This window comes from Microbacterium gorillae (genome assembly GCF_000826185.2).
GTDB classification, from domain to species: Bacteria; Actinomycetota; Actinomycetes; order Actinomycetales; family Microbacteriaceae; genus Microbacterium; species Microbacterium gorillae.
Genome location: NZ_LN648875.1, coordinates 1,154,588 through 1,176,162, shown reverse-complemented (window position 1 = coordinate 1,176,162; position 21,575 = coordinate 1,154,588). Strand labels below are relative to the sequence as shown.

The following is a 21,575-nucleotide window of genomic DNA, read 5'->3' as shown; positions in this document are numbered from 1 at the left end:
GTGCACATTCCTTACGGTCCTCGTCCGGCGGGAGGAATCCGACACTCGTGCGGCCAAGTGCTGGGCAGGTGCCGAGAGAACGCCCCGCCGGAACTGAGTGCACGAATCCCGTCGGATACCGTCGATTCATGGAGTTCGATTTATCCCTCTCCCCTGACCTGATCGCCGTCTTCCTCACCCTCTTCGTCCTCGAAGTCGTGCTCGGTGTGGACAACGTGATCTTCATCTCGATCCTCGCCGGACGCCTGCCGCAGCATCAGCAGGCCCTGGCGAGAAGACTCGGCCTCACCCTGGCGATGCTGCTGCGCGTCGGCCTGATCTTCTTCGCCGGCTGGATCATCACGCTGAAGGACGACTTCTTCTTCCTCGGCGAGATGGGCTTCTCGTGGAAGGACCTCATCCTCATCGCCGGTGGTGTCTTCCTGCTCTACAAGGCGGTGCAGGAGATCCACCACAAGTTCGAGGGGCGTGACGAGGAGCACTCCGGCGCTCAGCTCGCCACGGCGACCTTCGGCGCCGTGCTGGTCCAGATCCTGGCGCTGGACCTGGTCTTCTCGCTCGACTCCGTCATCACCGCGGTCGGCATGACGACGAACATGATCGTCATCATCGCGGCCGTGCTGCTGTCGTTCACGATCATGCTGTTCGCGTCCGGCGCGATCTTCCGCTTCGTCAACAAGCACCCCACGGTGAAGATGCTGGCGCTGTCGTTCCTGCTGCTGATCGGTGTTTTCCTCGTGGCCGAGGGCCTCGGCATCTCGATCGACAAGGCGCTGATCTACGGCCCGATGGTGTTCGCCATCCTCGTCGAGACGCTCAACCTCGTCTCGCAGCGGCGGGCGCAGAAGCGCCGACTGGCCCGTGCGGAATCGACCTCCGAGCCCGACATCGAATCGGTTCCGACCGTCTGACCCGTTGCCCCCGCCCCCGCTCTCACCCGAGGGCGGGGGCTTTTCCGTCTCCGATCACCGGGAGGTGGCCCACGCTTGCCAGGCGGCGGGGGTGAGCGCGGGGTTCTGAGCGGCCGCGGCGGTCATCAGGTCCTGCGCTTCGCTCTGCGCGGTCACCGCGAGTCGCCACGGGTCACCGCCCGCGTCCGCCACCCACGCGTACACCGATGCTGCCGCGGCGTACGCGATCCAGGCGTCGGTCGAGCGCAGCGCTTCGTCCGAGAACGCGGCGGTCCCGCGATCCGCGATCGCCGCCGTGACGCGGGAGTCCGTGGAGCGGTCCGCGTCGGCGCCGCTGCGCGCCGTCGCGAACTCCGCGAATCCCTCCATCACCGCCTGCGGCGCTCCGGTGGCGCCGGTGCTGACGGCGGCGTAGTGCAGGGCGTGCAGGAACTCATGGGTGAACGTCTCGACGCGCTGATCCCGGCTCAGCGGTCCGAGACACACGATCGTCCCCGATGAGACCTCGCCGGTGGCGATGCGGGCCGGCAGCCAGGGCTCGTCCCGCGGCGGGCGGAATGCGGAGCCGGCGAATCCGGCCACCGCCATGTCCCACTCCGCGTCGTCGCCGAAGTGCCAGCGTGTCAGGCGCTCGGTCGAGTCCGTGATCGCGGCGAGGAATCCGGTCACCGGCACCTGCCCGCCCAACGCTTTCAGCTCATCGAGAGCGAGGACCGCGGACTGCTCCGCGGTCGCCAGTTCAGCGTCGATCAGCGCCGCCTCATCGGACGCCCCGAACAGCACGACGTGCTCGGCACGAGCCACGTGCAGCGGGCCCCCATCCCACGGCAACGGGGCGAAGTACGGCTCGAAGGTCGCCAACGCGCCGCTGTCATCCCAGGTCACGCGGTAGTACGAACCCTGCAGGAGATCCAGGCCCGCGTCCGGCGTGCCCGAGCCGCGCGCGGACGACGGAGCGAAGGCGAGTTCCGCGCCGAGGACGACGGTGGCGTCGTCCCACGGGGTGATCGCGGCGGTGTCCCAGCCGATCGCGGTCGTGCCGTCCCACCACCGCGCCAGGGCCTGCGCGGCGGCGCCGGACGCGTGCGCGAGGAACCCGGCCCGATCCTTCTCGGCGAGCGCGGTGTTCAGCTCATCCCACACGGCGGCACGATCACCGGAGATGGCGCTCGCAGAGACCGACGGTGAGGGCGCCGGCTCGGCGAGGGCTACCGGCGCCGGCCAGGTCACCCCCGCCGTCACGGCGACGGCGACGAGCGCGGCGGCGACGCCGAGCGCCCACCCGAGCCGCACGCGGCGATCGCGGGCGCTCACGATCCACCTCCGTCGGTCACGCCGAGCACGGCCCACCCGTTCTCGACGCGGACGATCGACACGATCACGGTGCCCTCGCCGACCGGGACCACGTACTGCACGGCGGCACGATCGGCGACACCCGGGCCGGTTCCGCGGACGATGTCGTCGGGCAGGTGCACGCTGTTGTACACCGGGAATGCGGCGGCGATCGCATCGCCGGACAGGTCGCCGACCACGTTCGCCGTGGTGGATCCGTCCATCGCGCACCCGGTCGTCAACGTTCCGTCCCGGCGGGCCGCATCGGCCAGTTGGCGCACGGCCTCAGCGGGCGAATCGCACGTGGCGTCAGCGACCCCGGTGGAGCGGGCGACGGAGCCGTCGCGAACCTCGTCCACCCGCCACGGCGTCACTGCGGTGGGTCGACGGGCGTCGTCGGTGTCGTCCGGGGCGTAGGTGAAGCTGCGGGTGAGATGCAGCCGCACGAAGGACGTCGCCGTTCCGCCCTTCCACGCGTACGTCGTCGTCACGGGGACCAGCGCCTCATCGGCGCGCTGCGTATCCTCCGTTTCCGCATCGCCGGCACGATAGACGGCCGATGCCGGATCGCTGGTCACCCGGACTCCGAGCGCATCCCACGCGTCCGCCGATCCGACCAGCGGGCTCACCGCGCCGTCATCGAGAGCCGCGACCAGCTCCGGCGTGGCGGCAGCCCGCCATCGGTCGCCGAGGAATGCGGTCGCGACCGCGTTCGCGGTCGGGCCGGGCAGCGCGGCCGTCCGCGCCTGAACCCAGAACGCCGCCATCGCGCCGACGCCGAGAACGCCGATCAGGACGGCGGCGAGGACGAACCGTCGCGTGCCGCGTCCCCAGCGCCGCTCACCGGCGGCGCCCGGCGGAGGGAGTGTGGACGTCACGTCCGGCGTCGGGTCCATTCGCATCACCTCCCGACGTCAGCGTCATCCTACGGGGTGGGGCGGTCGGACTCGGCTTCGGGTGGGCCGGCCGGTCGCGTCGCTCGACGAGGCGTCGCCGCCGTCGCCGGAATGCCGCGGCGCTCCTGGCCGGGCATGGTCCGCGAGCGTCGCCCGTAGATGACCTCGGAGGAGTCCAGGAGCCAGGGCACCAGGGTGATCGTGACACCGTGCACCATCATCAGCTGCTGTGCCATCCGACGCGCGCGACGGTTGTGCAGCACGGTCTCCCACCAGTGACCGACGATGTACTGCGGCAGGTAGACGGTCACCACCGACGGGCCGTGCGTGGAGCGGTACTTCTTGATGAAGCCCGCGATCGGGGCCGCATAGGTCCGGTAGGGGGATTCCAGGATGTTCAGGGGCACGGGTATCGCGTGCTGCTCCCACTCCTTCGCCAGCTGGTGCGAGGCGTCCTTGTCGGTGTCCACGTGCACCGCGAGCGTGGTCTCGTGGCGAGCGGCCAGGGCGTAGTCGATCGCTTTCAGCACGGGCTTCTGCAGACGACTGACCATGATGATGGCCACGTCGCCCCGTGCGCCGAAGTGCGGGGTGTCGGTGACGGAGATCTCCGCGTCCACGTCCCGGTAGTAGCGGTGCACGCCGATCATGAGCAACGCGAGAACCGGGATCGCCAGGAACACCAGCCAGGCGCCGTGGGTGAACTTCGTGATCGTGACGATCGTCAGAACCAGGACCGTCATGACCGCACCGGCGCTGTTGATGACCAGGCCCTTGCGCGCCTCGGCGTACGTTCCGCGCGCGGCCGTCTCGGAGTGTCCTTCCTCACGCAGTTCGCGCAGCAGACGCCGCCAGTGCCGGACCATTCCGATCTGTCCGAGGCTGAACGAGACGAACACACCGATGATGTAGAGCTGGATCAGAGTGGTGAGGTTCGCCTGGAACACGACCAGGATCGTGATCGCCCCGATGCCGAGCAGAATCAGCCCGTTCGAGAACACGAGGCGATCGCCGCGGGTGTTCAGCGCCTTCGGCGCGTACCCGTCCCGGGCCAGGACGGCCCCGAGCAGGGGGAAGCCGTTGAAGGCCGTGTTCGCCGCCAGCAGCAGGACGCACGCCGTGGCGGCCTGGATGATGAAGAAGGGAATCGATCCGTCACCGAACGTGGCGCCCGCGAGCTGTGCCATGAGGCTCTGCTGCGGTGAGGCGCAGTCGAAACCGGTGAGCTGTGCGCACGGGTTCTCGGCGTACTGCACGTGCGCGAACAGAGCGAGGGCGACGAGCCCCACGAACAGGAACGCCGCGATCGTGCCCATCATCGTCAGCGTCGTCTGGGCGTTGCGGATCTTCGGCTTGCGGAACGCCGGCACCCCGTTGGAGACGGCCTCCACGCCGGTCAGCGCGGAGCAGCCGCTGGAGAACGCACGCAGCACCAGCAGCACCATCGCCGCGTTCGTGAAGCTCTCCGCGCGGGCCGTGTAACCCGCACTGATGGCCACCGGCGAATCGCCGAGGGCCACGCGCACGAGCCCGACGATGATCATGATCGCCACCGATCCGATGAACACGTAGGTGGGGATGGCGAACAGCAAGGACGCCTCGCGTACCCCGCGCAGGTTCACCAGAATGATCAGCACGACGAAGCCGACCGCGATCTCGACCCGCCACGGATTCAGTCCCGGGATCGCCGAGATGATGTTGTCCACCCCGGACGCGACGGAGACCGCGACCGTGAGGACGTAGTCCACCAGCAGCGCGGCTGCCACGACGACACCGGCGACCTCGCCGATGTTCTTGGACGCGACCTCGTAATCGCCGCCGCCGGAGGGGTACGCCCGGATGAGCTGGCGATAGCTGAGGACGACCACGACGAGCAGCAGGACGACGCCGGCGGCGATCCACGGCGCCAGCGTGAGGAAGCTCAATCCGCCGATCAGCAGGATCATGAGCAGCTCCTGGGGGGCGTACGCCACCGAGCTCAGCGCGTCCGAGGCGAAGATCGGTAGCGCCATGCGCTTCGGCAGGAGCTGGCCGTCGAGATTCTCACTCGTCAGCGGCTCGCCGATGATCCATCGTTTCGGACCCGGACGTTCTTCGCTCGGATCACGCGTTTCACCCGTCACGGGGGACGAACCTACGCTAGCCGGGACAGGCTCGCAATCGCTCCCCGGGCGTGCTGTCGAATTCCGTCACCAGACTGATGAATTCGGGTCCCGCACCAGGTCGATCCGGGGGTGTCCGGCCGTGCGGGCGAGCTCCATGTAGTCGGCGAAGAAGGACCCCTCAGGGGCGAGGGCCGAGCGTCCGCCGAGCTCGTCGTAGCGCAGTTCGAGCACCGGTCGATCCGTCCGCGGTGTGGTGTCTCGGGCCACTGCCACCGCCTCGGCCACCCACCGCCCCTCGTCCTTGATCGCGCCGTTCTCGTCGATGAGGCCGAGGTCGTACTCCAGCGGCGGGTATTCCCCCAGCGCGCGGGAGACGTCGTGCGAGCACCACCAGGTGATGCCGGTGAGGTCCGGGGCATCGGCCAGCTGGCCGATCGTCTCGTCGATGAACGGCCGGATCGACGAGGACGGCAGCACGTTGCGCGGGGCGCCGAGTTCCTGTGCCCAGATCGGACGCTGCGGGTCCGTCTGGAACGCGCGCGCGACCTCGATCAGGTAGCGCGCGTGCGCCCGCGTCTCGAAGGCGTCCGGACCGAACCGCTGCGCGGTGCCGTTGAAGACCCAGGAGTGGGTGACCGTGACGTCGCCGCGACGGGCGACCTGCTCCAGCGTGAACGGCTGGGTGTTCTCGTACCAGGAGGCGTCGTAGCACGCGTGCATGATCTGCAGGTCCGGGGCTCCACGACGAAGCGCACCGAGCGTCGCGTCCAACCACGCGTCCGTCTGCGTCGGCGTGGCCGGGAACGGATCCGGGTGCACGCCGCCGGAGAACTGGTTCACCTCGTTGCCGACCGTGAGCGCGAACACGTTCTCGTGGGCGCCCGCCACCCGAGCGAGGGTCTCCAGGAACATCGAGGTCGCGGCGATCACGTCCGGATCGGTGAACATGTTGCGGCGGTGCCAGGTCGCCAGCCAGGCCGGCAGGAAATCGAAGCTGGACAGGTGTCCCTGCAGACCGTCCACGGCGACCTGCAGATCGCGTTCGGCGGCGAGATCGATCACGGTCTCCAGGTGACCGAGCGCGGTGGGGGACACGAACGTCGCGTTCGGCTGGAAGATCGGCCACAGCGGGAACACGCGGACGTGGTCCACGCCGAGCTCCGCGATCGTGTCGAAGTCGCGGGCGACCTCGGCCGCGTCGAAGTCCACCCAGTGGTGGAACCACCCGACACGGGGGGTGTAGTTGACGCCGAACTTCATCGCAATGCCTCCTCGCAGCGACGAGTGAGGCGTCGACTGACTCAGGTGACTATAACGCTTGAGTGATGTTTGTCGAGAGTTCCGGCGGCGTCTGACCGCGATATGAGGCTGATCCGAGCACGAACCTCCCCAGCGCTTCCGCGCTCTCACCGTGATCTTGACAAGCCTCACGGGTGATGGTTTCCTTCAAGCTAAAGCGCTACAGTCTCCACAGTCGACGGCGCTGATCATTCGCATTCAAGGAAGAAGCACGATGAAACTCACGAAACGAGTCGTCGCTCTGGCCGCAACCGCCGCCGTCACCGCCCTCGCGCTCACCGGATGCACCGGTGGAGGGGGAGGAACGTCGACCGGCGGCGGAGAGGCCGTGGACACGTCCGGCGAACTCAGCGGCAAGATCTCGTTCCAGACGTGGTCGCTGAAGAACGAGAAGTTCACGCCCTACTTCACCGACCTCATCGCCGCCTTCGAGAAGGAGCACCCGAAGGTCACGGTCGAGTGGTTGGACCAGCCCGGTGACGGCTACCAGGACAAGATCCTCAGCCAGGCGAACTCCAACACGCTGCCGGACGTGCTCAACCTGCCGCCGGACATCGCGTACCCGCTGGTCTCCGCCGGCGAGCTGATGGATCTCAACGCGGCGGATGCCAAGCTGAAGACCGAGTACAACGCCGGCGCTTGGGACTCGTACAGCCAGTACCCCAGTGTCAAGGGCACCTACGGTCTGCCCTGGTACCTCAGCAGCGATGCGTCCTGGTGGAACATGGCGCAGCTGAAGCCCTACGGCGTCACCGAGGCGGACCTGCCGAAGACGGTCGATGAACTGCTGACGCTCGCGACGAAGGTCGGCGAGGAGTCCAAGGGCAAGGTGCAGCTGCTGAGCTCCATCCCGACGCTGGACACCTTCGGCGCGGCTGACATCAAGCTGATCAACGACAAGGGCGAGTTCGTCTTCAACAGCCCGGACGCGGTCAAGATCGTCGAGGCCTACGCCGCCGCGTACAAGGCCGGCGCCATGCCGGCCGAGGCGCTCACCGGCAGCTACGGCGGCAACGCGCAGGCGTTCATCCAGGAGAAGGTCGCGTTCACGACCGGTGGCACCGGCTTCACGACCGACCTCGCCAAGGACGCTCCGAAGCTGCTCGAGAACGTCGTCGCGACGCCGCGCCTCGGTACCCCGCCGCTGTACGTGCAGGGCGTCAACGTGTCCGCCAAGACGAAGAACGCCGCCGCGGCCCTCGCCTTCGCCGAGTACGTCACGAACGAGGCCAACCAGGTCGCGTTCTCGACGCTGGCGGTCGGCACCGCGCCGGGTACCGCCTCCGGTGGTGACGAGGTCGTGAAGAAGGTCGCCGAGACGGTGACCGACGAGCACCAGATCAAGGCCATCGACACCGTGTTCGGTGCCATGAAGGACGCGCGCGCCCTGCCGTTCCAGTGGACCGGTGACATGACGACGTACATGACCCAGCAGATGGCCCTCGCCATCAAGGGTGACGCGAGCGCCAAGGACACCCTGGACAAGATCGTCAAGTACGCCAACGACAACCGCGTGGACAAGTGACCCACGCATGACTGACGCGAACACCGGCACCCGAGCCCGCCGTCGAACGGGACTGCGCAGCCACAAGTGGTTCACCCCATGGTTGCTGCTCGGCCCCGCCGTCATCTGGGTGCTGGTGTTCGCGTTGTGGCCGTTCCTGAACACGGTCATCCTGAGCTTCACGAACGCGCGGCCCCTCCGGTCCGCGGACTTCGTCGGATTCTCGAACTACGAGCGCATGTTCGGCGACGATATGTTCTGGAACGCCATCCTGACGTGCCTCATCTACGTCGTGGTCTGCGTGCCCCTGCTGACCTTCCTGCCGCTGCTGCTGGCGATGCTCGTGGAGAAGGTGATCCCCGGCATCGCGCTGTTCCGGACGACGTTCTACTTCCCGGTGATCGCCTCCGTCGTGGTCGTCGCGCTGATCTGGCAGTGGCTGTTCGACAGCAAGGGCATCTTCAATGAGGCCCTGCAGTTCATGGGCATCAGCGACCAGCCGATCCCGTTCCTCGTCGATCGCTGGCTGCTGCTGGGTTGCTCGATCCTGCTGACCGTGTGGAAGGGCGTCGGGTACTACATGGTCGTGTACCTCGCCGCGCTCGGCAATGTCGGCAAGGAGCTGCACGAGGCCGCGATGCTGGACGGCGCGAACGCGTTCCGCCGTTTCCGTTCCGTCACGATCCCCGCCGTCCGCGGCGCGATGCTGCTGATCGCGGTGCTGATCGCGGTGTCCGCGATGCGCGTGTTCACCGAGCTGGAGGTGCTCTCCAAGGGCACCGGCGGTCCCGGCGGCTACGACATGTCGCTGGTCATGCTCATCCGGCAGGTCGGGTCCGGACTCACCGGCAACGTCGGCTACGCCTCGGCGATCAGCGTCGCCCTGTTCCTGCTCACCCTGATTCCGCTCGCGGCCATCGCGTTCATGAACCGTGAGAAGAAGGCGAAGACCCCCGCATGAGCGCCACCACCGCCTCCACTCGCGAGACGCGCAAGCCTCCGCGCGAACCGATCATCCGCCGCGGCGGGTCGGGCGACTTCTCCAAGCCCACGCTGACCGGACTCATCATCCGCTACGCCCTGCTGCTGATCGTGCTGTTCCTGGTCATCGGACCGTTCGTCTGGCAGCTGTCCACGTCGCTGAAGAGCCCGACGGAGAACATCTACTCGTTCCCGCCGAACCTCATCCCGGAACAACCGACGATCCAGAACTACATCAAGGTCACCGACCTGATTCCGGTGTACCTGTACGCGTGGCACTCGTTGCTCGTCTCGCTCGGCACCGTGCTGAGCAACGTCGTCCTGGCGCTGATGGGCGGATATGCCCTCGGCTGCATGCGCTTCCGCGGCAAGTACATCGCGATGGGCATCCTGCTGTCCACGATGCTGCTGCCCGGTGAGGTCACCGTGACGAGCAACTTCCTCACGATCAAATCGCTCGGCCTCGCCGACACCCTGTGGGGCGTCTTCCTGCCCGGCGCCATCAGCGCCATGAACGTGCTGCTGATCGCCACCGCGTGTCGCATGATCCCGGCCGACGTCCTGGACGCGGCGACCGTGGACGGCGCCACGACCTGGCAGAAGATCCGCCACATCGTCTGGCCGAACGTCCGCGGCATGGTCTCGGTCGTCGCGATCTTCGCCTTCATCGGCGCCTGGGACGACTTCCTCTGGCCGCTGATCGTGCTGAGCGACCCCGGCAAGTACACGCTGACCGTCGGCATGGCGTACCTGAACGGCAACTTCGCCGTCGACCCGCGCCTGATCGCGGCCGGCACGATGATCGCGCTGATCCCGATCATCATCATGTTCTCGTTCACGCAGCGCTTCTTCTTCAAGGGCGTCCAGGAGGGCGCGGTCAAGGGGTGACCGCTCCGGTCCTCATCCGCGCGAGCGGACCCGCCGACCCGCCCTCGTCCCGTCCGCGTTCCGGCGTGCTGGGCGGCGCGGTGTTCGCGTACGCCTTCGATGCCGCGGACGGGGAGCAGCGCCTGAGCGTTCCGGGGCTGGAGGCGGTGGACGCCACGGCGGACACGCTCGTGCACTGGGCGTTCTACGCGGACGGAGAGGCGGCGGTCACACCGCCCTACGCGCCGCTGGCGGTGACGATCGATGTCGTGGACGCGGACGGTGCACGTCTGAGTGCGGACCCCCGCGTGCGCGACCGGTACGGCTTCGCGCTCACCGCGGCGGCGCAGTTCGACGCCCGCTGGAGCATGCCGGAGCAGTGGAACGCCGATACCGTCTCTCTCGCCCCCTGGGCCGGGCGTCGGGTGGGCGTGGAAGTCGTGCTCGGTCTGCCCGGGGGCGCGGGGGAACGCGTCAGCGGGTTCATCGAGGTTCTCATCGAGCAGGCCACGGTGCAGCACGAGGCGGAGCCGCTCGCCCTGGTCGACACGCGACGGGGAACGCACTCCGGCGACGCGTTCTCCCGCGGCAACACGATTCCGGCGGTCGCCGTGCCGCACGGTTTCCTGTTCGTGACCCCGGCGACGGACGCCACGAACACCCGTTGGCCGTACCGTCCCTACCGGCACGATGACCCGGCGGGGCGACGGCTGGAGGCCCTCGCGCTGTCGCACCAGCCGAGCCCCTGGATCGGCGATCGCACGGTGCTGCACGTCCAGCCGTTCCGGGGCGCGCCCGTGGCGGGTCCGGCGCAGCGCCGGCGGCACATCGTGCCCGGATCGGAGGTCGCCGCGCCGCACACCTGGTCGGCGGACCTGGTCGGCGGCGACACGATCGAGGCGACCGCCACGAGCCGGGTGGCGGCGTTCCGGGTGCGCGGGGAGGGCGAACTCGGCTTCATCATCGATCAGCCGGACGCGCGGGGGGCGCTTCGCGTCGACGGCCCGGACACGTTCTCCGGATGGATCGGCGAGGGCTCCGCGACGTGGGGCAACGCCCCGCGCGCGTTCTTCGCCGGACGGGTCGTCCGCGGCGTCACCGGGACCGCGCCGGCGGACGCGGTCGGTGCGCCGTGGGTCGGCGCGGTGCACGGTCAGGACGAGGTGGAGGTGCGCATCGCGCAGTCCTTCCTCTCCGTCGCGCAGGCGCGGCGCACCCTGGAGCTCGAGGCCGGAGCGGAGCGGGAGTTCGACGACCTTCGCGATGCGGCCGCGGCGCAGTGGCGTCCCCTGCTGTCCGCGGTGACGATTCCGCCCCTGCCCGCCGAGGACGTGCCCTACCGCGCGCTGGCGCATCGGGAGAATCGGGCGCGGCTGGCCGCGGCGCTGCACCGTCTGCACCTCTACCCGAACACGGCCGCGGAGAATCGCGGCACGCACGACGCTCCGCAGTGGGCGTTCGCCGACCCGATGGTTCCGGCCGGGGTGCACGGCGAGACCGAGACCGGCGCGCCGATCGCCGACGGCGAGCTGATGGTCAACAACGGCTACTGGGACACGTATCGGACGGTGTGGCCGGCGTTCGCGATCCTGGATCCGGACGGCGCGGCGGTGCTGCTCGACGGCGTACTGATGCAGGACCGACGCGGCGGATACATGGCCCGGTGGAGCGCACCCGGCTACGTGGATTCCATGGTCGGCACCTCGAGCGACCAGATCTTCGCCGATGCGGACGCGTGGGGCATCGCACTGGACGCCGACGCCGCGTATGAGAGCGCGTGGCGCAACGCGTGCGAGCCGGCACCGCGGCCGGACCGCGGCCGGGCCGGCATCGACCGTGCCCGCTTCGTCGGATACGTCGACCGCGAGACGCGCGAGGGCATGAGCTGGAGCCTGGAGAACGCCGTGTCGGATGCGGCGATCGGCCGCTGGGCGCGGCGCCGGGCCGAGGCCGGTGCGGACGCCGCACGGTGGGACGCGCACGCGCGCTACTTCGCCAATCGTGCACTGTCCTACCGCGCCCTGTTCGACCCCGACACCGGGTTCTTCCGTGGCCGCGGACGGGACGGGGCTTTCGCGGAGCCGTTCGACCGCCGGGTGTGGGGTGGCGACAACGTCGAGACCAACGCCTGGGGCATGTCCGTCGCGCCCGTGCACGACGGTGCCGGGCTGGCCGCGCTGCACGGCGGTCCGGCCGCCCTCGGTGATCACCTGGATCGGCTGTTCGCGGAAGTGGAGACCGCCGCGGCGGAGTTCGGCGGGACGTACGGCACGGTGATCCACGAGCAGCGGGAGGCACGCGCGCAGCGGAGCGGCATGTGCGCGATCTCCAATCAGCCCGCGCACCACATTCCGTACATGTACGCCCACACCGACCGTCCGCACCTCGCCACGCGCACGGTCCGGGACCTCGCCGGACGACTGTTCGCGGGCGCGCACCTCGGTCAGGGCTTCCCGGGCGACGAGGACAACGGCGAGATGAGCGCGTGGTGGCTGTGGGCGGCCCTCGGCCTGTACCCGCTCGAGCTCGCCTCCGGACGGCTGTTCGTGGGCGTCCCGCTGTTCGACGACCTGTCGGTGGTGCGTCCGGACGGCTCGACCCTGCGCATTCGAGTCCACCGCGCGAGCGCCGCCGCGGACGTGCTCACCGGCGTGCGCGTGGACGGAGTCGCCCTCGACGAACCCTGGGTGGACGTGCGCGCGCTCGCGGCCGCGTCGGAGCTGGAGCTCGAGGTGGGGGAGGAGGAGGCGTCCGTGCTGGCTCCCCGCGCCGCGGCGGTGCGGGAGTACCGTGCGGATCTGACATCCGGCCCCGGCCATTCGGTCGGCGGGGTGGCGGCGTTCGATGACCGCGCCTCCGGTGTCGATCTGCCCCTCGGTCCGGACGCCGTTGCGGGCTGGATCTTCGACGCGCCGACCGTGGTCACCGATGTCTCGGTCACCACCGCCGCGAGTGCGGCGTGCGATGACCTGCTGTGGGAAGCCACCATCGACGGGCAGACCTGGTCGCCGCTACCGATGACCCACGCGGAAGCACTGTCGGCCGATCGCACGACGCCGTTCCGCGTCGCAGCCCCGTCCGCGCTGTCGGGCGTCCGCGTCCGTGCCCGTCGCCCCGTCGTGCTCCGCCAGCTGGAACTGTTCACGCTGGACTGACCCCTGGGGGCTGCTGCGCGACCTGCCACAATGTCGCCATGTCCCCCGCCCCCGATGCCCGAACGCTGCTGATCGAGGCCGTCGCGCGCCGGATGATCGGCTTGGACGGCTCCGCCGAGGTCAGTCGTGCTGCGGCCGATGCTCTCGCCGCCGGCGAGGACTCGCCGGCGCTGGCCGAGCTCGCGGCGGTCAGCGGGCACATGAACCCGTTCGAGCTCGATGCGTTGATCGCGCACGTGGCGACCGAGCTCGCACTGCCGGACCTGCCACCCGCGGCCCGGGACGGTCGGGCCGCCGCCGCGCAGTGCCGCCGGATGCTCACCGGCGAGATCAGCGCTGCCGCGCTCGCGGACTGGACCCATGGCGTCTTCGGTCACACCAGCGAGCACGCGATCGTGAACGCTCTCGCGCGGTTCTCGGACGATCACTCGGACGCCGCCTACGCGGGCCGACCGCTCGACACCGTGACCGCACGCATCCGCGCTGCGGCAGAACTCATCGTCGCCGGTGTCCGCCAGGAGCCCCCGGAGTGGCTCGACGGTCGATGATCCGGCGGAGGTCCGGTCATCGAGCGAGCGCCCGCGCGAAACGTGTGTGGCCGAGGCGCCGGACGCTTGCGTTTCGAGTCCGGCGCTTCGGCCCGTGAGGGTGGATCAGTGGCGGGCGAGGGTGAAGGTCACCGTCGTGGTGTTGCCGGCGAGGTCCGTGACGGCGAGCGTGTTCTCCCCGAAGCGCGCGCCGTTGCAGCCCGGACGCAGGTTCGTCAGCTTCGACTCGGTGACGCCGTTCAACGCGATCTCGTGGCCGTTGACCGATGCGGAGGCGAGCCCGCCCTCGTCCGCGAGGGTGAACGCGACGCGCTTGTACGCGCCGTCCCGCGCGGGCTTGGTGTACTTGCGGGCGTCGATCACTGTCGCCGTCGGGGCCGTCGAGTCGCCAGGCTCGGCCTTGTAGACCGTGTCCAGACCGTGGAAGGTCTGCGTGATGCCGGACAGGTACGCCGACTGGTCCGTCGCCGTCAGGTTGTACGTCACGTAGGCGCCGTAACCGTCGGCGACGGTCTGCTGGGCGAACTCCAGAGCGGTCGCGGCCGAGGTCTGCGACAGGTCCACGGCGGCGGCGCCGAGGCGGTCATTCGCCATTCCGGGGATGACCGGTGCGTCGTAGGACCCGTAGTAGGGGTTCCAGGCGTAGTCGATGGCGTCAGCGACGCGCGCGCCGCCGTACTCCAGGTGCTGCGCCGACGGACCGATGTTGTAGAACGTGATGAGCTTGTCCGGACCCAGACGGTCGCGCAGGGCGGTCACGAGCTGGACGAAGGAGCTCTCGTTCGGCTGACCGGTGCCGTTCACGCCGTACTCGGTCCACTCATCGTCGAAGTCGATGCCGTCCAGGCCGTACGTCTGAACGGCGTCCGCGAGTTGCGCGGCGAACGCGTCGGCGTCCGCGGCGGAGGCGAAGTTCGCAAAGCCGGCGCCCTGGTGGTTGCCGAGGATCGAGAGCAGGACCTTGGTTCCGCGCGCCTGGACGGGCCGGATCTGGGTGTCCGCGTTCTCCAGCGTCTCGGTGACCCGCTCGTTCAGGTGCAGGTACGCCTTCTCGCCGTCGTAGTTGATGTTGGCGGCGAAGATCGCCGCGATGTCGAACGTCGGGCGGTCGGTGCCGGCCAGCGTGTAGTCCGCGACGTTGGCGAAATCGTTGTCGTTCACCTCCACGTACACGACGGTCTGCGGGCCATCGCCGTCCGCATCGGGGGCGGCGTGCGCGGCCGTGGCGGCCATCGGGGCGAGCAAGCCGAGGGCCGCGACGGCGGCCAGGGCAGTCAGGCGTCCGGCGCGACTCAGGCGCGTGGACGGGTGGTCGTTCGAGGGCATGGCTTCGTTCTCCTGTGATCGATGCGGCACGGTCGACGTCGTGGGAGCGACTATAGCGATTTAGTGGACGCGGTCCAGGAGAACGAGAGAACTCTCATGTGCGGGTGAGTCGCGTGGCCCGGATGCGTGGTGGAGGGGCTCAGACGGGTCGCGCGGTGCTCTCGCGCACCGTCAGCGTCGGCGTCGCGCCGGCTTCACTGGGCAGCGGCTCGGACGCGTCGATCTGGCGCAGCAGGAGAGCGGCCGCGCGCTGCCCGAGCGCGAACGTGTCACGCGTCATCGACGTGATCGAGGGGCGGACGAGCTCGGCGATCACCGAGTCATCGAACGAGGCCACCGACACGTCGGCGGGGACCGCGACGCCCATCTCCTGCAGGACGCGCAGTCCAGCGACCGCCATCACGTCGTTGTCGTACACGATGGCGGTGGGCCGCTTCGCCGCGCTCAGCAGGCGGCGGGTGACCGTGCCCGCCACGGCCGGCGAGAAGTCCGTGGCCATCGTCTCCGAGCTCACGCCGCGCGCACTGAGGCCGTCCAGCACCGCTGTTCGCAGGCGCGTGTGGTCGAACTCCTCCGGCCCGGCGACATAGGCGATGCGGGTGTGGCCGAGGGCAGCGAGGTAGTCGAACAGCTCGTGTGCGGTCGCGGCGTCATCGAGCCAGACCGCGGGTGCGCTGCCGGGTGCGGAGGCGTGCGAACCGACCACGACGGTCGGGACGCCGAGCTCTTCCAGCGCGCGTTGCCGGGGATCGTCGTCGCGCGGGTCGATGAGGAGCACGCCGTCCACCTGGTGAGCGGCGTGCCAGTGCCGGTGCGTCTCCAGCTCCTCCTCGAAGCTGGACACCAGGCGCAGCTGCAGGCTGAGCTTGCCGTCGCTGAGGCCGGCCTGGATGCCGGCGATCAGGTCCGCGAAGAACGCCTCCGTGCCCAGCGAGCGCGCCGGGCGGTTCAGGACGAGACCGATGGCGTTCGCTCGAGCGCCCACGAGAGCCCGTGCCGCCTGGGACGGGCTCCACTTCTGGTCCTGCGCGACCTGCAGGATCCGCTCGCGCGTCGCCTCGCTGACGCCGGGCTTGCCGTTCAGCGCGAAGGACACGGCGCCGGGGGACACGCCGGCGATGCGGGCGATGTCCGCGATGGTCACGCGCTTGACCGGTGGCATAGGATCAACTCTACTTGATCGATTTAGTGAGCACGAGGCCGTGCTGGCCGTGCGGAGGAAATCATGCATGACGAGACGTCACTGACAGTCGGCCGGGTGAAGCGAGTGCTGGACGAACGGGTACGTCCCGCAGTGTATTCGGCACGGGTTCCCCTCACCGTGACCGCTCACCAGCTGCCCGGCGAGCCGATCGCTCCCGCCGAGGGCATCGCGCTGGATTTCGAGCCGCACACCGTCGGCGAGCCCTGGGGGCCCGCATGGGCGACCACCTGGTTCCACGTCACCGGCACCGTTCCGGCGGACTGGGACGGGCGTCGTGTCGAGGCGCACATCGACCTCGGCTTCGACATCAACATGCCCGGCTTCCAGCAGGAGGCCCTGGTGTACCGCCCGGATCTCACGCCGGTGAAGAGCTTGAACCCGCGCAACCAGTGGCTTCCGATCGCCGCCGAGGCGCGCGGTGAGGACGAGGTGTCCTTCTACCTCGAGGCCGCGTCCAACCCGGTCCTGCTGGATTACCACCCCTTCCTCCCGACGCAGGAGGGGGACATCGAGACCTCGTCGAAGCGTCCGCTCTACCGGGCCCGGTGCTTCGATCTCGCGCTGTTCGAGCCCGAGGTGTTCGACCTCGCGCTCGATCTCGAGGTGCTGCTGGAGCTGCAGGCGGAACTGCCGGCGACGCAACCGCGCCGCATGCGGATCCTCCAGGCGCTGGACGACGCGCTCGACCGTCTCGACCTGCAGCGCATCGTCGAGACGGCTCCGGACGCGCGCGCCGCGCTGGCCGACGTGCTCGCCGCACCCGCGGACGCGTCCGCCCACCGCATCGCCGCGATCGGTCACGCGCACATCGACTCGGCCTGGCTCTGGCCGGTGCGCGAGACGATCCGCAAGGTCGCCCGCACGACCTCGTCGATGACCTCGCTGATCGACGAGACAGACGAATTCACGTACGGCATGTCCAGCGCCCAGCAGTACGCCTGGATCAAGGAGCACCGCCCGGAGGTCTACGCCCGGGTGAAGGATGCCGTCGCGGCCGGACGCTTCCTGCCGCTCGGCGGTATGTGGGTCGAGTCCGACACCGTGATGCCGACGGGTGAGTCCCTGGCCCGGCAGTTCCTGTACGGCCAGCGCTTCTTCGAGCAGGAGTTCGGAATCCGCTCGAAGGGCGTCTGGTTGCCGGACTCGTTCGGCTACTCACCGGCGCTGCCGCAGCTGATGAAGCGCGCCGGGTTCGAGTGGTTCTTCACGCAGAAGATCTCCTGGAACCAGCGCAACGTCTTCCCGCACCACACGTTCGACTGGGAGGGCATCGACGGCTCGCGCATGTTCACGCACTTCCCGCCGATGGACACCTACAACTCGCAGCTCTCCGGCGAAGAGGTCGCGAAGGCGTCGCGGCAGTTCAAGGAGAACCGCGTCGCGACGCGCTCGATCGCCCCGGTCGGCTGGGGCGACGGCGGAGGTGGCACGACCCGCGAGATGGTCGGCAAGCAGCAGCGCCTGGCGAACCTGGAGGGTTCCGCTCGGGTGGAGTGGACGCATCCGGACGACTTCTTCGACGCCGCGAGGGCCGAGCTGCCCAACCCGGCGGTCTGGGTCGGCGAGCTCTACCTCGAACTGCACCGCGGCACGCTGACGAGCCAGCACCAGACCAAAGCCCTGCATCGTCGGGCCGAGCAGGCGCTCATCGCCGCGGAGCTGTGGGCGGCGACCGCTGCCGTCCGGGGTCTCGCGGACTACCCGTATGACGAACTCGACCGGCTGTGGGAGTCCGTGCTGCTGCACGAGTTCCACGACATCCTGCCGGGCACCTCCATCGCCTGGGTCCACCGCGAGGCGGTCTCCGTGCTGACGCAGGTCGTCGCGGACACGATGGTGCTGATCGAGGGCGCCGTCGCGGCCCTCGCGGGGGATGGGGAGACGGAACTCGTGTTCCGCCCGTACTCCACCGTCGCCGGCGGCCTCGGCGGGACGGATGCGAAGACGGTGGCGGAGGCGGCGCTGAGCGTTCGCCGGCACGCGATCGGCGTGGCCTCGGACGGAGCCACGGTGTCCGTCGGCGGCGGACGGCCCGACGGCGTGCGGGCGACGTCCCACGATGGCGGCTTCGTGCTGGAGAACGACCTCGTCCGGGTGACCATCTCGTCCGACGGCCTCATCACGTCCGCCGTCGACCTGCGCACGCGTCGGGAGACCATCCCGGTCGGCCGGCCGGCGAACCTGCTGCAGCTGCACCAGGACTTCCCGAACATGTGGGACGCCTGGGACATCGACCGGTTCTACCGCAACACCGTCACGGATCTGACCGCGCTCGAATCGATCGAACTCGTGGACGGTGCCGTGCGCATCGAGCGTCGCTTCTCCGAGTCGTCCGTGGTGCAGACGCTGAGCCTCGAGCCCGGCGAGCGCACCCTGCTGATCCGCAACGAGATCGACTGGCACGAGACCGAGAAGCTGCTCAAGCAGTCCTTCCCGCTGGACATCTTCGCCACGACCGTCGAGGCCGAGACGCAGTACGGGTACCAGTCCCGCGTCACGCACGTGAACACGTCCTGGGAGGCCGCGAAGTTCGAGACCTCGATGCACCGCTTCGTACTGGTGCAGGAGCGCGGGTTCGGCGCGGCGGTGGTCAACGACGGCCTGTACGGCTTCGACACCACACGCGACTCGGACGATGACGGTGTGACCACCACGGTCCGCCTGTCGCTGCTGCGTGCACCGCGCTTCCCCGATCCGGACACCGATCACGGCGTGCACGTGATCACGACCGGACTCGTGATCGGTGCGGATGCGGAATCCGCCACCGCGGCCGGCATCGCGCTGAACGCGCCGACCGTCACGCGCTCGGGCGCGGCCGAGGTCGACCCGCTGGTCTCGATCAGCGGTCGGGGCCTCATCGTCTCGTCGGTGAAGCTCGCGGCGGACCGCTCCGGGGACGTCATCGTCCGTGTCTACGAGTCGCTCGGCGAGCGCGCCACCGGCGAGCTGTCGCTCGGGTTCGAGCACGGCGAGGTCCGCGAGGTCTCCCTCATCGAGGACGACCTGCCCACGCCGCGCACCGGCACGTCGCTGTCCCTGACGCCGTTTGAGGTCCGCACCCTGCGCATCCCCCGCCCGTGACCCCTCCCCTCACCGCGAGACACCCAGGCACGTCCGAGAAACCCCGCAGTGCGGGGCGTATCGGACGCGCCTGGGTGTCTCGCGAGGTGGGCGGTAGCGTCAAGGCATGGCACGGATGCGGATCGGGTTCCTCGGCGACGGCAACATCACCGGGACCGTGCGGCGACTCATCGCCGACCGCCCGTATGACGTCGATGGCGCGTACGCACGCGCGGACGAGATCCCGGACGGGCTCGACCTCCTGGTCGAAGCCGCGTCGCAGGACGCCGTCCGGGACCGTCTCCTCGCCGTGGTCGCCCGCGGAACGGACGTGCTGCTGCTGTCCGTCGGCGCGCTCGCGGATGCCGGCGTGCGAGAAGCGGTGACGGCGGGGCCGGGGCGACTCACCGTCTGCACCGGTGCGGTCGGCGGCTTGGACCAGGTCCGGGCGCTGCGGATCGAGGGTCCGCTGAGCGCGGTCGGCATCGAGACCCGGAAGCTGCCGACGACGCTCATCCAGCCGTGGATGGACGACGCCCTCGTCGCACGCCTGCGCGCCGGCGACGAGGAGATCGTGCTGGCCGAGGGCCCGGCGAGCGAGGTGACGCGGCAGTTCCCGGCCTCGGCGAACGTCGCCGCCGCGCTGGCGCTGGCCGCCGACGCGTGGGACATCGCAACCGCCCGCGTCGTCGCCGATCCGTCCGCAAAGCTGACGCGACACACACTGCACGCATCCGGGGAGCTCGGCTCGGTGTCGGTCGTCGTGGAGAACGAACCCACTCCGGAGCGCCCGCGCTCGTCCGCCGTGGTGGCTCGCGCCGTGGTCCGTTCGCTCGATGACATCGCTCGCCTCCGCGGCTTCGAGGCCCCGGCGGGAGTCGCCTTCAGCTGAGGCGTGCCGGTACCTCGACGGCCGGCGGGGCGATGGAGGAAAGCCCCGACGATTAGTCTGGGCGGCATGGCCGCACGAGCTCAGGTCCTCGCCTCGATCGAGGACGATTTCCCCCAGTGGTACCAGGACATCCTCGAGAAGGCGCAGCTGGCCGATAACGGCCCGGTGCGCGGCACGATGGTGATCCGACCGTACGCGTACGCGATGTGGGAGCGGACGCAGGCCGAGGTCGACGCGCGCATCAAGGCGACCGGTGCGGAGAACGTGTACCTGCCGCTGTTCATCCCGCAGTCCTACCTTGAGCGCGAGGCCGAGCACGTCGAGGGTTTCAGTCCGGAACTCGCCGTCGTCACCCATGCCGGCGGCAAGGAGCTCACCGAACCCGTCGTGGTCCGTCCGACCAGCGAGACGCTCTTCGGGGAGCTGATGGCGAAGTGGATCCAGTCGCACCGGGATCTGCCGATGCTGCTGAACCAGTGGTCCAACGTCGTGCGGTGGGAGTTGCGTCCGCGGGTTTTCCTGCGCACGAGCGAGTTCCTCTGGCAGGAGGGGCACACGGCGCACGCGACGCGGGAGGACGCCGCCGCGTACGCCCGCCGGATCCACCTGGAGGTCTACCGGGACTTCCTCGAGAACGTGCTCGCGATCCCGGTGCTGCCCGGTGTGAAGACCGCAGCGGAACGCTTCGCCGGAGCCGTCAACACGATGACGTGCGAGGCCATGATGGGCGACGGCAAGGCGCTGCAGATGGCCACGAGTCACGAGCTCGGGCAGAACTTCGCGAAGGCGTTCGACATCACCTACACGGATGCGGACGGAAAGGTGCAGACGACCTGGACCACGTCCTGGGGCTCGTCCACGCGGATGATGGGCGGCCTCATCATGTCCCACGGCGATGAACGCGGACTCCGCGTGCCGCCCCGGATCGCGCCGCATCAGGTCGTGGTGCTCGCGGTCAAGGACGACGAGCGCACGATCGCCGCCGCCGAGCGGATCGTGGCGGACCTCGTCGCCACGGGCGTCCGCGCCAAGCTCGACGCTCGGACGCAGATCGGATTCGGTCGCCGGGCGACGGAGTGGGAGCTGAAGGGCGTCCCGGTGCGAATCGAGGTCGGCCCGCGGGATCTGGACGCGGACCAGGTCAAGGTCGTGCGTCGTGATGAGGACGACAAGCGGACACTGCCGCTGGTCGAGGTCGCGTCCACGCTGCCCGCCCTGCTCGAGCGCATGCAGGCGGACATGTTCGCCCACGCCCAGCGACGTCTGGCCGATCGCACCCGGCGCGTGGCGACGATCGATGAGGCGCGGGAGGCGGCGCTGACCGGTTTCGCGGTCATCGATTGGGACGTGCTCGGTGAGGACGGCGAGAAGCGCCTCGGTCGCGACGCCATCACGGTCCGCTGCCTGCAGACCCGCGACGGCGGCCTGCCGTACGCGGACACGTCGGACGCAGACCTCGTCGCCGTCGTCGCCCGCTCCTACTGAGACCCGGCCG

Annotated in this window: 15 protein-coding genes; 9 read left to right on the top strand and 6 right to left on the bottom strand. The window is 69.4% G+C overall.

Annotation, left to right across the window (positions count from 1 at the left end):
- The first annotated feature begins 128 nt into the window (after positions 1 to 128).
- Positions 129 to 911, top strand: a complete 783-nt coding sequence (locus BN1193_RS15075; protein ID WP_040167687.1) for a TerC family protein — start codon at positions 129 to 131, stop codon at positions 909 to 911.
- A gap of 54 nt (positions 912 to 965) precedes the next feature.
- Here the strand turns inward: BN1193_RS15075 and BN1193_RS15070 are convergent, their stop codons facing one another.
- From BN1193_RS15070 to BN1193_RS15055, 4 genes are all read right to left on the bottom strand, one after another.
- Positions 966 to 2,225, bottom strand: coding sequence for a hypothetical protein (locus BN1193_RS15070; protein WP_040167686.1), 1,260 nt, complete (start codon positions 2,223 to 2,225; stop codon positions 966 to 968).
- Positions 2,222 to 3,139 (bottom strand): hypothetical protein, encoded by a 918-nt coding sequence (locus BN1193_RS15065; RefSeq protein ID WP_040167684.1) that lies wholly within the window; start codon positions 3,137 to 3,139, stop codon positions 2,222 to 2,224. Before BN1193_RS15065 ends, BN1193_RS15070 begins: the two co-directional genes overlap by 4 nt.
- A gap of 29 nt (positions 3,140 to 3,168) precedes the next feature.
- On the bottom strand, positions 3,169 to 5,151 hold the full coding sequence (locus BN1193_RS15060; RefSeq protein WP_195907899.1) for an APC family permease: 1,983 nt from the start codon (positions 5,149 to 5,151) through the stop codon (positions 3,169 to 3,171).
- Positions 5,152 to 5,328: 177 nt separating this feature from the next.
- On the bottom strand, positions 5,329 to 6,504 hold the full coding sequence (locus tag BN1193_RS15055) for a glycoside hydrolase 5 family protein (RefSeq protein WP_052460847.1): 1,176 nt from the start codon (positions 6,502 to 6,504) through the stop codon (positions 5,329 to 5,331).
- A 253-nt stretch (positions 6,505 to 6,757) separates the two neighbouring features.
- Between BN1193_RS15055 and BN1193_RS15050 the strand changes: the two genes are divergently transcribed.
- Genes BN1193_RS15050 through BN1193_RS15030 form a run of 5 tightly spaced genes read left to right on the top strand, consistent with a single transcriptional unit; the run spans position 6,758 to position 13,598 of the window.
- Positions 6,758 to 8,068 (top strand): ABC transporter substrate-binding protein, encoded by a 1,311-nt coding sequence (locus BN1193_RS15050; protein ID WP_040167682.1) that lies wholly within the window; start codon positions 6,758 to 6,760, stop codon positions 8,066 to 8,068.
- Positions 8,069 to 8,075: 7 nt separating this feature from the next.
- Positions 8,076 to 9,008 (top strand): carbohydrate ABC transporter permease, encoded by a 933-nt coding sequence (locus BN1193_RS15045; RefSeq protein WP_230206521.1) that lies wholly within the window; start codon positions 8,076 to 8,078, stop codon positions 9,006 to 9,008.
- Entirely contained in the window at positions 9,005 to 9,916 is a 912-nt protein-coding gene (locus BN1193_RS15040) for a carbohydrate ABC transporter permease (protein WP_040167681.1), read from the top strand. The genes BN1193_RS15045 and BN1193_RS15040 overlap by 4 nt, the downstream gene beginning before the upstream one ends.
- Complete coding sequence (locus BN1193_RS15035) at positions 9,913 to 13,050, top strand: glycoside hydrolase domain-containing protein (RefSeq protein WP_094770564.1); 3,138 nt, start codon at positions 9,913 to 9,915, stop codon at positions 13,048 to 13,050. Before BN1193_RS15040 ends, BN1193_RS15035 begins: the two co-directional genes overlap by 4 nt.
- Positions 13,051 to 13,088: 38 nt before the next feature.
- Positions 13,089 to 13,598 (top strand): hypothetical protein, encoded by a 510-nt coding sequence (locus BN1193_RS15030; RefSeq protein WP_040167679.1) that lies wholly within the window; start codon positions 13,089 to 13,091, stop codon positions 13,596 to 13,598.
- Between the two features lie 105 nt (positions 13,599 to 13,703).
- Here BN1193_RS15030 and BN1193_RS18495 read toward each other — a convergent pair whose 3' ends face one another.
- Positions 13,704 to 14,924 (bottom strand): endo-beta-N-acetylglucosaminidase H, encoded by a 1,221-nt coding sequence (locus BN1193_RS18495; RefSeq protein WP_326845057.1) that lies wholly within the window; start codon positions 14,922 to 14,924, stop codon positions 13,704 to 13,706.
- Positions 14,925 to 15,063: 139 nt separating this feature from the next.
- On the bottom strand, positions 15,064 to 16,086 hold the full coding sequence (locus BN1193_RS15020; RefSeq protein WP_040167677.1) for a LacI family DNA-binding transcriptional regulator: 1,023 nt from the start codon (positions 16,084 to 16,086) through the stop codon (positions 15,064 to 15,066).
- A gap of 63 nt (positions 16,087 to 16,149) precedes the next feature.
- On the opposite strand from BN1193_RS15020, the gene BN1193_RS15015 reads away from it, so the two are divergent.
- The 3 genes from BN1193_RS15015 (at position 16,150) to proS (ending at position 21,565) form a co-directional block, all read left to right on the top strand.
- Entirely contained in the window at positions 16,150 to 19,209 is a 3,060-nt protein-coding gene (locus BN1193_RS15015; RefSeq protein ID WP_040167676.1) for an alpha-mannosidase, read from the top strand.
- A gap of 106 nt (positions 19,210 to 19,315) precedes the next feature.
- The gene (locus BN1193_RS15010; protein WP_052460846.1) at positions 19,316 to 20,080 is read left to right on the top strand and encodes an aspartate dehydrogenase domain-containing protein; all 765 of its coding nucleotides are present in this window, start codon (positions 19,316 to 19,318) and stop codon (positions 20,078 to 20,080) included.
- Positions 20,081 to 20,146: 66 nt separating this feature from the next.
- Entirely contained in the window at positions 20,147 to 21,565 is a 1,419-nt protein-coding gene (proS, locus tag BN1193_RS15005) for a proline--tRNA ligase (RefSeq protein ID WP_040167674.1), read from the top strand.
- The last annotated feature ends 10 nt before the right edge of the window (positions 21,566 to 21,575 follow it).

Bases quoted from the DNA above. Each gene is read 5' to 3' on its own strand.
- BN1193_RS15075 (WP_040167687.1), top strand. From the start codon at position 129: ATGGAGTTCGATTTATCCCTCTCCCCTGACCTGATCGCCGTCTTCCTC.
- BN1193_RS15065 (WP_040167684.1), bottom strand. From the start codon at position 3,139: ATGGACCCGACGCCGGACGTGACGTCCACACTCCCTCCGCCGGGCGCC.
- BN1193_RS15060 (WP_195907899.1), bottom strand. From the start codon at position 5,151: ATGGCGCTACCGATCTTCGCCTCGGACGCGCTGAGCTCGGTGGCGTAC.
- BN1193_RS15055 (WP_052460847.1), bottom strand. From the start codon at position 6,504: ATGAAGTTCGGCGTCAACTACACCCCCCGTGTCGGGTGGTTCCACCAC.
- BN1193_RS15050 (WP_040167682.1), top strand. From the start codon at position 6,758: ATGAAACTCACGAAACGAGTCGTCGCTCTGGCCGCAACCGCCGCCGTC.
- BN1193_RS15045 (WP_230206521.1), top strand. From the start codon at position 8,076: ATGACTGACGCGAACACCGGCACCCGAGCCCGCCGTCGAACGGGACTG.
- BN1193_RS15040 (WP_040167681.1), top strand. From the start codon at position 9,005: ATGAGCGCCACCACCGCCTCCACTCGCGAGACGCGCAAGCCTCCGCGC.
- BN1193_RS15030 (WP_040167679.1), top strand. From the start codon at position 13,089: ATGTCCCCCGCCCCCGATGCCCGAACGCTGCTGATCGAGGCCGTCGCG.
- BN1193_RS18495 (WP_326845057.1), bottom strand. From the start codon at position 14,924: ATGCCCTCGAACGACCACCCGTCCACGCGCCTGAGTCGCGCCGGACGC.
- BN1193_RS15020 (WP_040167677.1), bottom strand. From the start codon at position 16,086: ATGCCACCGGTCAAGCGCGTGACCATCGCGGACATCGCCCGCATCGCC.
- BN1193_RS15015 (WP_040167676.1), top strand. From the start codon at position 16,150: ATGCATGACGAGACGTCACTGACAGTCGGCCGGGTGAAGCGAGTGCTG.
- BN1193_RS15010 (WP_052460846.1), top strand. From the start codon at position 19,316: ATGGCACGGATGCGGATCGGGTTCCTCGGCGACGGCAACATCACCGGG.
- proS (WP_040167674.1), top strand. From the start codon at position 20,147: ATGGCCGCACGAGCTCAGGTCCTCGCCTCGATCGAGGACGATTTCCCC.